12 protein-coding genes are annotated in these 14,067 nt (G+C 49.8%); all 12 read left to right on the top strand.

The genetic code is table 11. The features are described from left to right. The first annotated feature begins 8 nt into the window (after positions 1-8). Positions 9-1,085 carry a M24 family metallopeptidase gene (locus B5F29_RS01965; protein ID WP_087152989.1) on the top strand — a complete coding sequence of 359 codons (1,077 nt, stop codon included), beginning with the start codon at positions 9-11 and terminating at the stop codon, positions 1,083-1,085. Next, positions 1,082-1,654, top strand: coding sequence for a peptidylprolyl isomerase (locus B5F29_RS01970; RefSeq protein WP_087152990.1), 573 nt, complete (start codon positions 1,082-1,084; stop codon positions 1,652-1,654). Before B5F29_RS01965 ends, B5F29_RS01970 begins: the two co-directional genes overlap by 4 nt. Before the next feature lie 131 nt (positions 1,655-1,785). Further along, positions 1,786-2,052 (top strand): 30S ribosomal protein S15, encoded by a 267-nt coding sequence (rpsO, locus tag B5F29_RS01975; protein WP_087152991.1) that lies wholly within the window; start codon positions 1,786-1,788, stop codon positions 2,050-2,052. A 166-nt stretch (positions 2,053-2,218) separates the two neighbouring features. Next, entirely contained in the window at positions 2,219-4,306 is a 2,088-nt protein-coding gene (locus B5F29_RS01980) for a polyribonucleotide nucleotidyltransferase (protein WP_087152992.1), read from the top strand. Positions 4,307-4,572: 266 nt separating this feature from the next. Then, positions 4,573-5,526, top strand: a complete 954-nt coding sequence (locus B5F29_RS01985) for a site-specific integrase (protein ID WP_087152993.1) — start codon at positions 4,573-4,575, stop codon at positions 5,524-5,526. A gap of 82 nt (positions 5,527-5,608) precedes the next feature. Next, complete coding sequence (locus tag B5F29_RS01990; RefSeq protein WP_087152994.1) at positions 5,609-9,394, top strand: VWA domain-containing protein; 3,786 nt, start codon at positions 5,609-5,611, stop codon at positions 9,392-9,394. Positions 9,395-9,415: 21 nt separating this feature from the next. Continuing rightward, positions 9,416-10,849, top strand: a complete 1,434-nt coding sequence (locus B5F29_RS01995; protein WP_087152995.1) for a tyrosine-type recombinase/integrase — start codon at positions 9,416-9,418, stop codon at positions 10,847-10,849. A gap of 149 nt (positions 10,850-10,998) precedes the next feature. After that, a complete protein-coding gene (gene spoIIIAA, locus B5F29_RS02000; RefSeq protein ID WP_087152996.1) occupies positions 10,999-11,904 on the top strand; it encodes a stage III sporulation protein AA in 906 nt (301 codons plus the stop codon). Continuing rightward, positions 11,898-12,416, top strand: coding sequence for a stage III sporulation protein AB (locus B5F29_RS02005; protein ID WP_087152997.1), 519 nt, complete (start codon positions 11,898-11,900; stop codon positions 12,414-12,416). Before spoIIIAA ends, B5F29_RS02005 begins: the two co-directional genes overlap by 7 nt. 25 nt (positions 12,417-12,441) lie before the next feature. After that, a complete protein-coding gene (gene spoIIIAC, locus B5F29_RS02010; protein WP_087152998.1) occupies positions 12,442-12,636 on the top strand; it encodes a stage III sporulation protein AC in 195 nt (64 codons plus the stop codon). An 11-nt stretch (positions 12,637-12,647) separates the two neighbouring features. Then, a complete protein-coding gene (locus B5F29_RS02015; RefSeq protein WP_087152999.1) occupies positions 12,648-13,031 on the top strand; it encodes a SpoIIIAC/SpoIIIAD family protein in 384 nt (127 codons plus the stop codon). A gap of 1 nt (position 13,032) precedes the next feature. Further along, the gene (locus B5F29_RS02020) at positions 13,033-14,061 is read left to right on the top strand and encodes a stage III sporulation protein AE (RefSeq protein ID WP_087153000.1); all 1,029 of its coding nucleotides are present in this window, start codon (positions 13,033-13,035) and stop codon (positions 14,059-14,061) included. Positions 14,062-14,067 lie beyond the last annotated feature (6 nt).

Below are 14,067 nucleotides of genomic sequence, written 5' to 3' on the forward strand. Positions count from 1 at the left end.
CCTTTGCTATGAAACAGAACAGAGTGAATCGTGTACTGAAAGCTCTTGAAGATATGGGATTGTCCCAGATGCTGATTGTGGACCCCATGACCATTTACTATCTGACGGGAGTTTATATAGCGCCGTTTGAACGTTTTTACGGGCTCTATCTGAGAGCGGACGGAAAGCATGTCTATTTTCTGAACCGTCTCTTCCATGTGCCGGAAGATGTGGGGATTGAAAAGGTATGGTATTCTGATACCGATCCGGTGGCAGATCTGATCGCGGAGAGACTGGATAAAAACACGCCTCTGGGTGTAGATAAAGATCTCCGCGCCTCCTTCCTTCTGCCGCTGATCGACCGGAGGGCAGCGGCGGGATTTATAAACGCTTCTGTTGCCGCAGACCGGACCAGGGGCGTGAAAGACGCGGAAGAACAGGAACTGATGCGGACGGCTTCCCTGATCAATGACCGTGCGATGGCGCAGTTCAAGACGCTGATTCATGAAGGCGTGACGGAGAAAGAGGCGGCGGATCAGATGCTGAAGATCTATCAGGATCTGGGAGCGGACGGATTTTCTTTTGAACCGCTGGTGGCTTTTGGCGCCAATGCGGCGGATCCGCATCATGCGCCGGATAATACGGCTGTGAAACCGGGAGACTGTGTGCTGTTTGATGTGGGCTGTATCAAGGACGGATATTGCTCGGATATGACAAGAACCTTTTATTATAAAGAAGTCAGTGAGGAGCGCCGGAAGATCTATGATATCGTGCGCAGCGCCAATGAGAAGGCGATCTCTATGATCCGGCCGGGCGTGCCGCTCTGCGAACTGGACGGAGCAGCCCGTGATCTGATCACGGATGCGGGATACGGCGAATATTTCACGCATCGGCTGGGGCATTTTATCGGCCTTGCCGAGCATGAGTATGGAGATGTGTCCTCCGCCAATAACTGGAAGGCGGAGCCGGGCATGATCTTTTCGATTGAGCCGGGAATCTATCTGTCCGGCGATACCGGAGTCCGGGTGGAGGATCTGGTTCTGGTGACAGAAGACGGCTGCGAGGTGCTGAACCATTACTCCAAAGATCTGGAGGTGATCGGGTGAATCCGAGAGTGACACTGCACATGGCCAATGGTTCTAAAATCGTGATGGAACTTCTGCCGGATGCGGCGCCCAACACGGTGAACAGTTTCCTTTTCGCGGCGCTGGGAGGTTATATGGATCATCACGCCATCGAAAGAATTGTGCCGGGCAACTGGATCGATGTGAGTTATACAGCCTTCGGACAGGAAGCCTGCCGGTATCTGATTCCCAATGAGTTTGAACTGCATCCGGAGATTGAACCGATGGATTCTCATCCGGGAGCGGTCTGTATGGGCGGTTATGGAGAAGCCGGGCTTGCCGGATGTGAGTTTTTCTTCCCGCTGAGGGACTGCCCGGAGCATAAAGGAATCTATCCGGTATTCGGAAAAGTTCTGGAAGGCATGGACGAGCTTTACCGGCTGGAAAAGGTAGAGACGGTGCCGGTGACGGATTTCCCTATTGAAGGAGTGGAAGTGAACCGTCCCGTGGAGCCGCAGGTGATCGATCACGTGGAGGTAGAGCTTTTTGGAAAAACGTATCCGGAACCCGTACGTGTAAATGATCCGAAGCTGCCGCCCTGCTGGAAGTAAGAAAAAACGACTTTACAAAAGATAGGGTTTATGCTATTGTTATAAAGTATGAATTCAGCCGTCATTCAGGATCAGGATACTCCGACCGGTTCTTAATGACTGGCGTTAAGGAGAAAAAGGAGGAGAAACACATGATTTCCAAAGAGAAGAAACAGGCGATTATCGCAGAATACGGACGCACTGAGGGCGACACCGGTTCACCGGAAGTTCAGGTTGCTATCCTGACCGCAAGGATTCAGGAGCTGACTGACCACCTGAAAGCAAACCCGAAGGATCATCATTCCAGAAGAGGACTTCTGAAGATGGTAGGTCAGAGACGTGGTATGCTTGCATACCTGAAGAAAATCGATATCGAGAGATACCGTGCGCTGATCGCAAAACTTGGACTGAGAAAATAACAGTCATAAGGGCGGAGGGTTCCTCCGCCCTGTTTTCGTGAAAATTTAAATTTATCTGGCAGAAGATAATCTCCGAGACCACTGAAAAGTGCAAAAAGTACGGATTTGCATTTTTCAGTAGTTTCGGTATCTTCTACAGATAAGACAGAAAGGAGATACAGTTAGTATGTACAAAAGTTACACAATGGAACTGGCAGGCAGAACTCTGAGAGTGGATATCGGCCGTGTGGCAGCTCAGGCGAACGGCGCGGCTTTCATGCACTACGGAGATACGGTAGTGCTGTCCACGGCGACTGCCTCTGAAAAACCGAGAGAGGGTATTGATTTCTTCCCTCTGAGTGTGGATTATGAGGAAAAAATGTACGCGGTAGGAAAGATCCCGGGAGGATTCAACAAGCGTGAAGGAAAAGCGTCCGAGAACGCGATCCTGACTTCCCGTGTGATCGACCGTCCTATGAGACCGCTGTTTCCGAAGGATTACCGCAATGATGTGACGCTTAACAATATGGTCATGAGCGTGGACCCGGAGTGCCGTCCGGAGCTTGTAGCCATGCTGGGCGCCGCCATCGCGACCAGTATTTCTGATATACCTTTTGACGGTCCCTGCGCTATGACTCAGGTGGGAATGGTCGACGGTGAGTTCATCATCAATCCGTCCCAGCTTCAGTGGAAAGAGGGAGATCTCAATCTGACGGTGGCTTCCACAAGAGAAAAGGTCATCATGATCGAGGCCGGAGCCAATGAGATTCCGGAGGAGAAAATGATCGAGGCCATTTATATGGCGCATGACGTCAACCAGACGATCATTAAATTCATCGATCAGATCGTAGCGGAAGCAGGCAAGGAAAAACATACCTATGAGAGCTGCGCGATTCCGGAAGAACTGTTTGCGGCGATCAAAGAGATCGTTCCCCCGGCAGAGATGGAGGAGGCCGTGTTCACGGATGACAAACAGACCAGAGAGGGCAATATCCGCGCCCTGACCGAGAAGCTGCAGGAGGCATTCGCCGAAAATGAAGAGTGGCTGGCAGTTCTGGACGAGGCTATCTATCAGTATGAGAAGAAGACAGTCCGCAAGATGATCCTGAAAGATCATAAGCGTCCGGACGGCCGTGAGATTACGCAGATCCGTCCGCTGGCGGCAGAAGTGGATATTATCCCGCGCGTACACGGTTCCGCCATGTTTACCCGCGGACAGACCCAGATCTGTAACGTGTGTACGCTGGCTCCCCTTTCCGAACAGCAGAGACTGGACGGACTGGATGAGAATGAAGTCAGCAAGAGATATATGCATCATTACAATTTCCCGAGCTACTCGGTAGGCGAGACCAAGCCGTCCAGAGGACCGGGACGCCGTGAGATCGGACATGGCGCTCTGGCAGAGAGAGCGTTGATCCCGGTACTTCCCAGCGAGGCAGAGTTCCCGTACGCGATCCGTACCGTGTCGGAGACCTTTGAATCCAACGGTTCTACGTCTATGGCGTCCACCTGTGCTTCCTGTATGTCCCTGATGGCTGCAGGCGTACCGATCAAGAAGATGGTGGCAGGTATTTCCTGCGGTCTGGTGACCGGCGATACAGACGATGATTTTGTCCTTCTGACGGATATCCAGGGACTGGAAGATTTCTTCGGCGACATGGATTTCAAGGTAACAGGCACCACCGACGGCATCACGGCGATCCAGATGGATATCAAGATCCATGGACTGACCCGCCCGATCGTGGAGGGCGCCATTGCCAGGTGCCGTGAAGCGAGACTCTTCATCATGGACAACTGTATGAAGAAGGCGATCGCTGAACCGCGTCCGCAGGTTGGACCGTACGCGCCGAAGATCATCCAGATGACGATCGATCCGCAGAAGATCGGCGATGTGGTGGGCCAGAGAGGAAAGACCATCAATGCCATCATCGAGCAGACCGGCGTGAAGATCGATATCGACGACGACGGAGCAGTATCTATCTGCGGTACCGACCAGGCGATGATGGATAAGGCAAAAGAACTGATCGAGATCATCGTGACCGATTTCGAGGAGGGCCAGGTGCTCACCGGTAAAGTGGTCAGCATCAAAGAATTCGGCGCATTCCTGGAGTTCGCTCCGGGCAAGGAAGGCATGGTTCATATCTCCAAGATCGCGAAAGAGAGAATCAACCGCGTGGAAGACGTGCTGACTCTGGGAGACGTGGTAAAGGTGGTATGCCTTGGCAAAGACAAGATGGGACGCGTAAGCTTCTCCATCAAGGACTGCAAACAGTAAGACAGTTAAAATGGAATAAAAAAGAAGCAGGGCTTCCGCAGAAACTGAAATCTGCGGAAGCCTTTTTTATGTTGATTTGTCATTTCTCGTTTTTTATGCAGTTAAAATAAAAAACAGTCTCCGGACGCGGAAACTGTTTCGTGGAATACCTAATACTATGAAAACCCTCCTAAATAGTACACCAAAAAGTGGAAAAAATCAATGGAAAAATAGGGTGTTTTTGGTCAAAATAAAGTATTTCACGGGTAGAAGAAAGGAGAAGACAAATGAACGAGAGCAGAAAAGTATCCGGACTTGTAAACGAGTGGCTGGCTTCTGTGGAACCGAGAATCGCCAGGTCAACATATGTAAAGTATGAGCAGCTGGCCAGAAATTATATTGTGCCATATTTTGACACAATTACATGCAAAGAATTAGATAATAACCAGTTGCACCGTTTTTGCAGTGTTATTCATCAGAAAGAAAGCACTTCAAAGAGACCCTTATCTGTAGGAAACCAGAGAACCATATTTATGATCATGAATAATACGCTGGATTATGCATATGATTCCCGCATACTGGATCAAAGATATTATATCCGCCCCAGACTGGCGCGTACGAGGAGGGTGGTGCAGGTATTTTCCCAGGAGCACCAAAGAAAGATCGAAGACTATGTGCTGCATCATGACGATGAATGCTCCCTGGCTGTCATGCTGGCGCTGTTCACAGGTCTGAGACTCGGCGAAATCTGCGCGCTGCAGTGGGAAGATATCAGCTTTGAGACGAATTCACTGTATGTCAACAAGACAGTTCAGCGTCTGAATACCACGAATAAAAGCGGGGATGCGAGAACAAAGCTCCTGGTTTCCCATCCAAAGAGCGCCGCCTCCAACCGGCTGATCCCGCTGCCTGCTTTTCTCATAAAATATCTGGGACAGTTTCCGCATGAAGCTGAGCATGCATACGTCCTGAACAATGAAATATACACGCCCATGGAGCCCCGGACACTTCAGTATCATTATCAGAAAATGCTGCAGAAAATCGGAGTTCCATATCTGAATTTCCATTGTCTGCGCCATACTTTCGCAACCAGATGCGTGACGCTTGGATGGGATATGAAGACTCTGAGCGAAATACTGGGCCATTTCGATATCAAGATTACGATGGAATACTATTTTCATTCCTCATTTGAATACAAACAGACACAGATGAACAAGATCATCCCGCTTTCACAGAATTAGGTATTCTATGAAATTTTTTTAAAAGTATACCAAAATCCTATGAATTCCTCCAGAGAGAAAGAGTTTATGAAGGAGGAAAAAAATGAACAGGATGAAAAAGTTCATGGCAATGCTGTTGGCTGTTGTTCTTGTTGCACAGAGCGGATTTATGACGTATGCGACGGAAGACAATGGGTCTGCTGATCAGATTCAGACGATCGATGCAACAGAAGAAGCCGAACCGGTTGAAGAAGCGGGGCCGGCTGTGGACGAGGTTGAGCAATCTGAAGAGGCTGCTGGCGAAGTAACAGAAGCTGAACAACCTTCCAGTGAGGAGATGACGGTTACGGAAGAACCAACAGACGAGAACGATTCGGGGGCTGTGGCTCCGTCAGCTGAGGAAGAGTCAGCAGTGGAAACAGAGCCGGCAGAAGGAACAAATGTGGTAACGGATACAGAATCAAAATCTGAGACTACGCAAGAACCTGTGGCTGAACCAGAAGAAACGCCAGTGCAGGAGACAAAGCCTTCTACGGAAACTTCAGAAAAAACGGAAGCGGAATTGACAGAAGAAGCAGTGGAAGAACCAATAGTTGCAGTGCCGGAAAGCACGATGACGGAACCATCAAATATAGATTTAATGTCAGCTGGCGCAGAGAATTCTGCAAATGAAGAAGTGCCTGAGTACATCAGTAGCAGAACATTGTCTGTTGATGCTAGTTTAGAAGCTGCAGAGTCAGGAGTATATACGGATATTCAATCTGCTATCAATTTTATAAACGAACAGACAGATAAAGAGGACTGGACGATTATTGTTGAAAGTGGTGAATATGAAAGGTTTGTTGTACTGAGCGGACTAAATGGACTTACAGTAAAAACTGCGAAGGACGCAAATGTAACAATTAAAACTTTGAATGGTTTTGTACCAGAAGGCGTAACATTTGGAGGAGGTACGCCGGATACCGGCGGAGTCCAGTTGTGGAACGCGAATAATGTTGTCCTGGAGGGCCTTACTTTTAAAATTGGTGATGGTGATGATGGGACGCATCATATGAGAGCTGCAGTTTCCAATCATAGCGAAAGTACGGAACAGGCTGATAATTTTACAGTACAGAATTGTACTTTTGTCGGCAATGACAATATGAGCGGACAGGCAAATGGCAATGTGGGTATTTCAATCAGCTCCTTCGATTCATTCACGATAGAAGGGTGTACATTTACTAATCTAATGGAAGCTATTCGGGGACAGTCCGATAATGCAGATGTTGACACAGTAAATATTTTGGATAATGATTTTATTGACTGCAGTTTCGCTGTTCATGAATATGCAGGAAATGCTGATGAAAATGATCAGAGTGGTACATACAACTTCATTGGCAACAACGTAATAGGCAACAGCACTTTATATAATAAAGCGTATTTCGAAGACCTGTATGTTGAGAATGAAGGACATGAAAGTGATGGATATACCATCAACATTGAGGAAAATACTTTTGAGAACGCCATTGTTGGACTTGTAAATCTTGAGGATAATGCCGGGACGTCAGATAACGTATTTACGGACAATACCATAAACAAGAATACATTTGTGGTCACTGGAAGTAAAGTATCTGGCCAAATAGAAATGCACGCGAATTATACAGCACCTGAAAATGAGAAGGGTTATTGGCAGTGGACCGGAAAAGAAGATCCTGTAGGCGGGGGAAATCCGGAGGATGCTGCAGAGCAAATCCAAGAGGCCATTGACAAAGCTAATGAAGAAGGTTCCAACATTTTAAGGTTTGGAGTTGATGATCGCGATAATTTTTTACTGACCTTTACCTGGTTTAAAGACATGATTTACTGGGTTACTGATGAAACACCCGACCCGGAGCCTACTCCTGATCCAGATCCAACACCTGGGGTGCCGGAATGGGAAAGATCGAAATCTAAAGAGGCTGCAAATTTAGATGAGAGTTATGAATCCAAGGTAACATTGTCATTGCCGTCCGCAGAAGAAAAACTTGTATCAGATGTTGTATTTGTGTTGGATAAATCCACCAGTGCCGATGTTGAAGATCAGGCCATTGAAATGCTGAATGATTTGAATACACAGCTGAAAAACACAGGTGCAGCAGTAAAAGTCGGGGTAGTTATCTTTAATAAAGAAGCGAATAATGTTCTTGAACTGACAGAACTAACTGACAGTACAATGAGCGGCATAGAAACTGCAATTCGAACGACGATCAGCAGTGGAACCAATACGCATGCAGGTCTGTTGGCTGGCATTGATATGCTGGAAAAGGACAGCGATGTAGATGACAGCCGCAAGTATCTGGTATTTGTAAGTGACGGCATTACCTACATATATAACGAGAATCCAACAGCGATCGGACTTGAGAATGGCGATTATACAAATGTCTTCCCCGGACCGGATAACTGGGTAACAAAATATGGAAATAGTGATGCGCCTGATGACTGGTCTGCATGGCTGGGAGAAATAGAGGGGCTTATTCAGACGGATAATGGAAAATATGATGACACGTATAGAGAGCCATATCCTCCAGATGGAAGTGACAGTTACATCCACTATGATGATCGCGGAAATCATGCGATGTCTATTGATAAAGCACTTTACTTAACGTATCAGACTTATCAGGAAGCAGCTTCTAAATATCATTGTTATGCAATGGGAGCGCAGTCGAGCGCGGCGGCATCTTATCCATGGGCTACTTCTTTTATGGAGTATCTTGCAGGAGGAGAGGAAGTCAGCTTTGATACCATTAAGAATGATATTTATTATCTTCTGGATACAGGTAGTACAGTAATCGATGAGATTGGTTCCGGAGACGACTATAACTTTGATTTTGTTAACGAAGCAGAGAATTTAGTCCTGACAGTAGGAGGTACAGTATATACAACGGCTGTAAGTACTGGAAACCTGGGAGAAGGAGAGACTGCCCGCTATACATTTACAAGTCCTGGCGTAGAAGCGACAAATGGCGCCGAGGCCCCGTATGTATTGCATTATTACGCAGATGGAGCAGCGATTAAAGGAACAACGTATGGCGAATGTTTCGTCTGGGACATCAATGTACCGGTTTCCAATTTCGCGCCGGTCCAGCTGACCTACTCCGTAAAACTGACAAATCCGAAAACGGCAGCAGGCACCTACGGCCAGTACGATGCAGACGGAAGCGAGCAGTACGCAGGACTTTATACCAACAACAGCGCGACGCTGTATCCGGTAGACAGCAACGGAAACGAGGGAACTCCGGAGGAGTTTAATAAACCCACCGTCAGCTACACCGTTCCCGAGACTCCCGTACCCGAGGAGCCGACCGCAGGAACCGCCACACTGAACATCACCAAGAAAGTGCAGACGAATAAGGGTGAAGCCAAGAAAGTGAGCACATCCTTCTACGCATCTATCTTTACGGACGACAAATATCAGAATCGTTACGGCAATGTGATCGAACTGAAACTGACAGATGCCAGCGAAGTGACCGTGACGGTGAACGTGGAGACGCCAGCAGACGGAAGCAGCCGTACCTACTATGTAATGGAGACGGATAAAGACGGAAATGTGGTAAGCAGCGGAAAAGACTTCGGCTACCAGATTGATGTGAAGGGAAGCCAGGTGACGGTGTCTAAGACTGCCGTTACAGCGGATATCGTGATTACGAACCGGCAGGTGAAATCCGGAAGCGGTAGTCACGGCGGAAGCGGAAGCAGCGGAAGCGGCGACGGCAGTACAGGAAGCGCGGCCTCCACACCGCAGCAGGTCGGATCCGCTAAAACAGGGGATACCGGCAACCTTACACTGTATATAGTTCTGGCAGCTGTCGCAGTGGCCGCTCTGGGAGCATGCGGAGTTATTGTATATAAAAAGAGAAAACTTACGAAATAAAGTACAAAGGAAGTAAGAAAGATGCCAAGAACCGTGAAAGATATTACAGGGAAACGGTTTGGGAAACTGGTTGTAGCCGGCTTTGCCGGCTACGGCCAGACAGGCAGACAAAGAATCTCACTCTGGAAATGCCGGTGTGACTGCGGAAATACCTGCATCGCACAGGGATATCTGTTAAAGAGCGGCCGCAGGAAAAGCTGCGGCTGCATTCGTTCTACCCCGGATCAGATGATCGGGAAACGGTTTGGAAAACTGACTGTAATCGCTGAAGATTTGGATAATCATACGACGCTACAGAAGGTAATTTGCCGGTGTGACTGCGGACGGGAGAAAAGTATCGCAACACGGGATCTGAAAAGCGGAAAAGTCGTCAGCTGCGGATGTGACCGATTGTCGGTGCGGGGACGAAAAGATTATCTGGAGCGTCAATATGATGAGAAGATCGAAGAAAAAATGGCGGCGTTCCGTCATGGCAATCTCTCTGCCATAGAAACTCTGGAAGAGTGGGTATATGTATGGATTCGCAGCGTATTGCCGAATGTGGTGAAGGAAACGACGATCTGCATGTATGCTGAGACGATGGAACGACATGTTCTGCCTTCTTTGGGGAAAATACGCCTGTGTGATATGACTGAGAAAGTGATCGGCCAATGGCTGGAAACTTTGCGGGTAACGCCCGTCTCGGGGACACAGAACGGATGTATGACAGAAGGCACAGTGAGGAATACGTTGTCTGTTTTAAGCGGCTGTATGAGGGACGCTCAGAAAAGCAGTCTGATTGACAGGAATCCCTGCACAGAGTCCTCATGGATTCTGCAGGGGAGAAATGTATGGGAAGAAAAAGACTGGCTGGATGAAAATCAGCTTAAGGTATTAATGCCGGTATTATGTGCATATCAGGGAAAAGACGGATATCCGTTGGGGTTAGGTTTTGAGATGATCCTGTATACCGGAATGACGCTGAGCGAGACAGCCGCCCTCCGCTGGGGAGAAGTGGACTTTGAAAACGGAGAATTTCATCTGGAATATTTCCTTGCAGTAAAACGGGATTCCGGGCCGGAGGAAAATCGCAGATATGAACTGGAGCCTTTGACAGGCCGAAAAAAAAGGAACATTCCTGTGCCGGACTCTCTGCTGAAACAGTTGGAGAATACGCGCAGACAATATCGGGGCGGTCCGGAAGAATTTGTTCTGAGTCAGTCGGAGAACGAGCCGGTCCGCATAGACCGGATGCGTGCGGCGTTGATGCGCAGGGCCCAGTCCTGCGGGTTGGGAAAGGTGACTCCCCGGATGCTGAGAGATACATATGCAGTTCACGCAGTGCAGGCAGGGGCCAGCTCGGACATGATAGCGGAACTGATGGGGTTCGCGTCTTCTCAGCAGGTGATCCGCAGATATATGCCGCGGACAGGAACAGACAAGAAAACTCTGGTAAATAAAATGTTTGAATACTGACCGTATACTGCCTCTTTGACCGGACAGGGAGGAGAGGAAGAAGCGGGAGACAAAGAGTCGGGAAGCAGACTTTTTGTCTCCCGCTTCCTCCGTCTTTGCGGTATAAAACCTGTCCCGGTCTCATATATTGGGGGTAAGGAGTGGGAAACATGCAGTGTGACGAAGTATTATCCATATTTCCAAAAGAGATCCGGGAGCTGGTACAGTCTCTCCATCTGTCTCCGGATGGGCTGCAGGAAATCCGGATCCGGGCGGGACGTCCGATATTGATCCGGTACCGGAACCGGGAACTGGTGACAGGCAGGACAGTGAGCCGGGACCGGACGGCAGAGATTCTGGCATATCTGGGAAGTTATTCTCTCTATGCCTATGAAGCTGAAATAAGACAGGGCTTTTTGTCCCTTCCGGGAGGCCACAGGGTGGGGCTCTCCGGAAAGGCGGTGATGGAAGCCGGGCGGGTGAAAACATTGGGAGAGATCTCCTCGCTGAATATCCGGTTCGCCCATCAGATCAGGGGCTGTGCGGATCCGCTGGTGCCGTATATATGGGAAGGGGAGAGACTGCTGCATACATTGATCGTTTCCCCGCCGGGCAGAGGCAAAACGACTCTCCTCCGGGACTGTATCCGCCAGATCTCCGACGGCTCTGACACGCGTCCGGGAAAAACGGTCGGGGTTGTGGACGAGCGTTCGGAGATCGCCGGATGTTTTCGGGGAGTACCGGGAAACGATGTGGGGATGCGTACGGACGTGCTGGACGGCTGTCCGAAAGCGGAGGGTATGATGATGCTGATCCGGTCCATGGCTCCGGATGTAGTGGCTGTGGATGAGATCGGCGGCCGGGAAGACGCGGGATCGCTCCGCTATGCCATGAACTGCGGATGCGTCCTGCTCGCTACGGTCCACGGAAGCTGTATGGAGGAGCTGCTGCAAAAACCCGTGCTGAGAGAACTTGTCGAGCAGGGAATATTTGAAAGATATGTGTTCCTGGAAGCCGGGAAGATTCCCGGCAGGATCGGACAGATCCTGGACAGACAGGGGGAGAGTGTATGCTGAAGGCAGTAGGAATCCTGTGTATCCTGGCGGGAAGTACGGGGCTGGGCATGTCTATGGCCAGGGAACTGGAACTGCGGATCGAGGAACTGCTGCAGCTCCAGAAGCTGATGCTGCGGCTGAGGGGGGAGATCCGGTATATGCACCGGACCCTCCCGGAGGCTTTTTTTAATCTGGCCGGCAGCGCATCGCCTCCTTTTTCCGATTTTTTCCGTCAGACATCTCTGGAACTTCAGGATCGAAGCGGACAGACTGCGGAAGAGATCTGGACGCGGAATCTTCAGAAACATTTTTCGGGCCTGCATATTACCAGACAGGAACTGACAGAACTGGAAAAACTGGGGAGCATGCTGGGCTGCCTGGATGTGGAGATGCAGGTGAGCACGCTGGATTATTATCTGGACCAGCTGAAACAGTCGGCGGAGCAGGCGGAACAGTCGGCGGAAAGCCGCAGAAAACTGTACCGGTATCTGGGAATTTTAAGCGGCGCTGTGTTGGCGGTTCTGATCATATAAAGGAAGGACGGGAAACGGAAGAAAGATGGATGAAACCATGATTTTCAAGATTGCCGCGGTGGGTATCCTGGTGTCGGTCCTTTCTCAGGTACTGAAGCACAGCGGGAGGGAGGAGCAGGCATTTCTGACCAGCCTTGCGGGACTGATTCTGGTGCTCCTGTGGATTGTTCCCTATGTATACGAATTGTTTACTACCATGCAGCGGCTGTTTACTTTATAGGAGGAACAAAGATGGTTCGGGTGGCTTTGCTGGGAATTGCAGGTGTGCTTCTGGCGCTGCAGCTGAAATCGTTAAAGTCAGAATATTCCATATATCTGTGTCTGGGAGTCAGTGCGCTTATTTTCTGGTATATGACGGAGCAGCTGGGAAGCATTCTGGAGGGACTGGAAATGATCCAGGACACTCTGCCGCTGAATGCGGGATATATCCGGACACTGATCAAGATTGTGGGAATCACATATATTGCCGAATTTGCTTCTGATCTGTGCAAAGACGCCGGATATCAGGCGGTGGCCGGACAGATCCAGATGTTTGGAAAGCTGTCGGTGCTTGCTGTCAGTATCCCCATTCTGACGGCGCTTCTGGATACCGTGCGGACATTCCTGGGAGGCTGACATGGGAGATATTGATTTTTCAGAGATCCAGCAGCTGCTGGATGAACTTCTGGGAAACGGCCTGGATTTTGGGGATATGGTAATGCGGGGGACAGAAGGGGGACAGTTGTTTTCCTGGGAGTCGCTGGCGGGTTTCCTGCAGGATACATTTTTTAAAGAACTGCTGCAGCAACGGCAGATGTGGGTACATATTCTGATTCTGGCAGTCGCGGCGGCGTTTCTGGTTCACTTTGCGGATGTCTTCCAGAACCGCAGTGTCTCACAGATCAGTTTCTGCATGATCTATATGCTCCTTTTTCTGCTTCTGCTGACTTCGTTTCAGAACAGTATGGGGATCGCGGAGCAGGTTATGGATCATATGCGGGATTTTATGACCGTTCTTGCTCCGGCGTATTTTCTGGCCATGACTTTATCGGCGCGGGTGACGTCAGCCGGAGTGTATTATGAATTTATTCTCCTGCTGATTTCGGCGGTCCGCTGGCTGGCAGAGGCGTTTGTGCTTCCCTGCGTTGAGATCTATGTATTACTGACGCTGGTCAATGGAATGTCGGGAGAAGGCAGACTGGGACGTCTTACCGAACTGGTGGAAATGTTGGTGGGATGGAGCCTGAAAGCGGTATTGGCAGCAGTTATGGGATTTCATATGATACAGGGTCTGATTACTCCGGCGGCGGACGCGTTCCGGGCCTCTTCGGTCAGTAAAGGGATCGAGATGGTGCCGGGGGTGGGAGACGTGGGAGGTTCTGTCACAGATCTGGTGCTGGGTTCGGCGATGCTGATCAAGAATGGCGTAGGAGCGGCTGCGCTGGCGGTGCTGATTCTGCTGTGTCTGGTCCCCCTGGCAAAGCTGGGGGTGATCATGGCGGCGTATTATCTGTTGGCAGCCATATTGCAGCCGGTGTCTGAAGAACGCATCACCGGCTGCCTGACCGGGATGGGCCATGCGGTCCGTCTGCTGTTCCAGACTGTTTTTACTGTCCTGGTGCTGTTTTTGCTGACTATTGCCCTGGCGACAGCGGCGTCCGGATAGAGAGGG

This window comes from Lachnoclostridium sp. An196 (assembly GCF_002160135.1).
Lineage (GTDB): Bacteria > Bacillota > Clostridia > Lachnospirales > Lachnospiraceae > Hominiventricola > Hominiventricola avistercoris.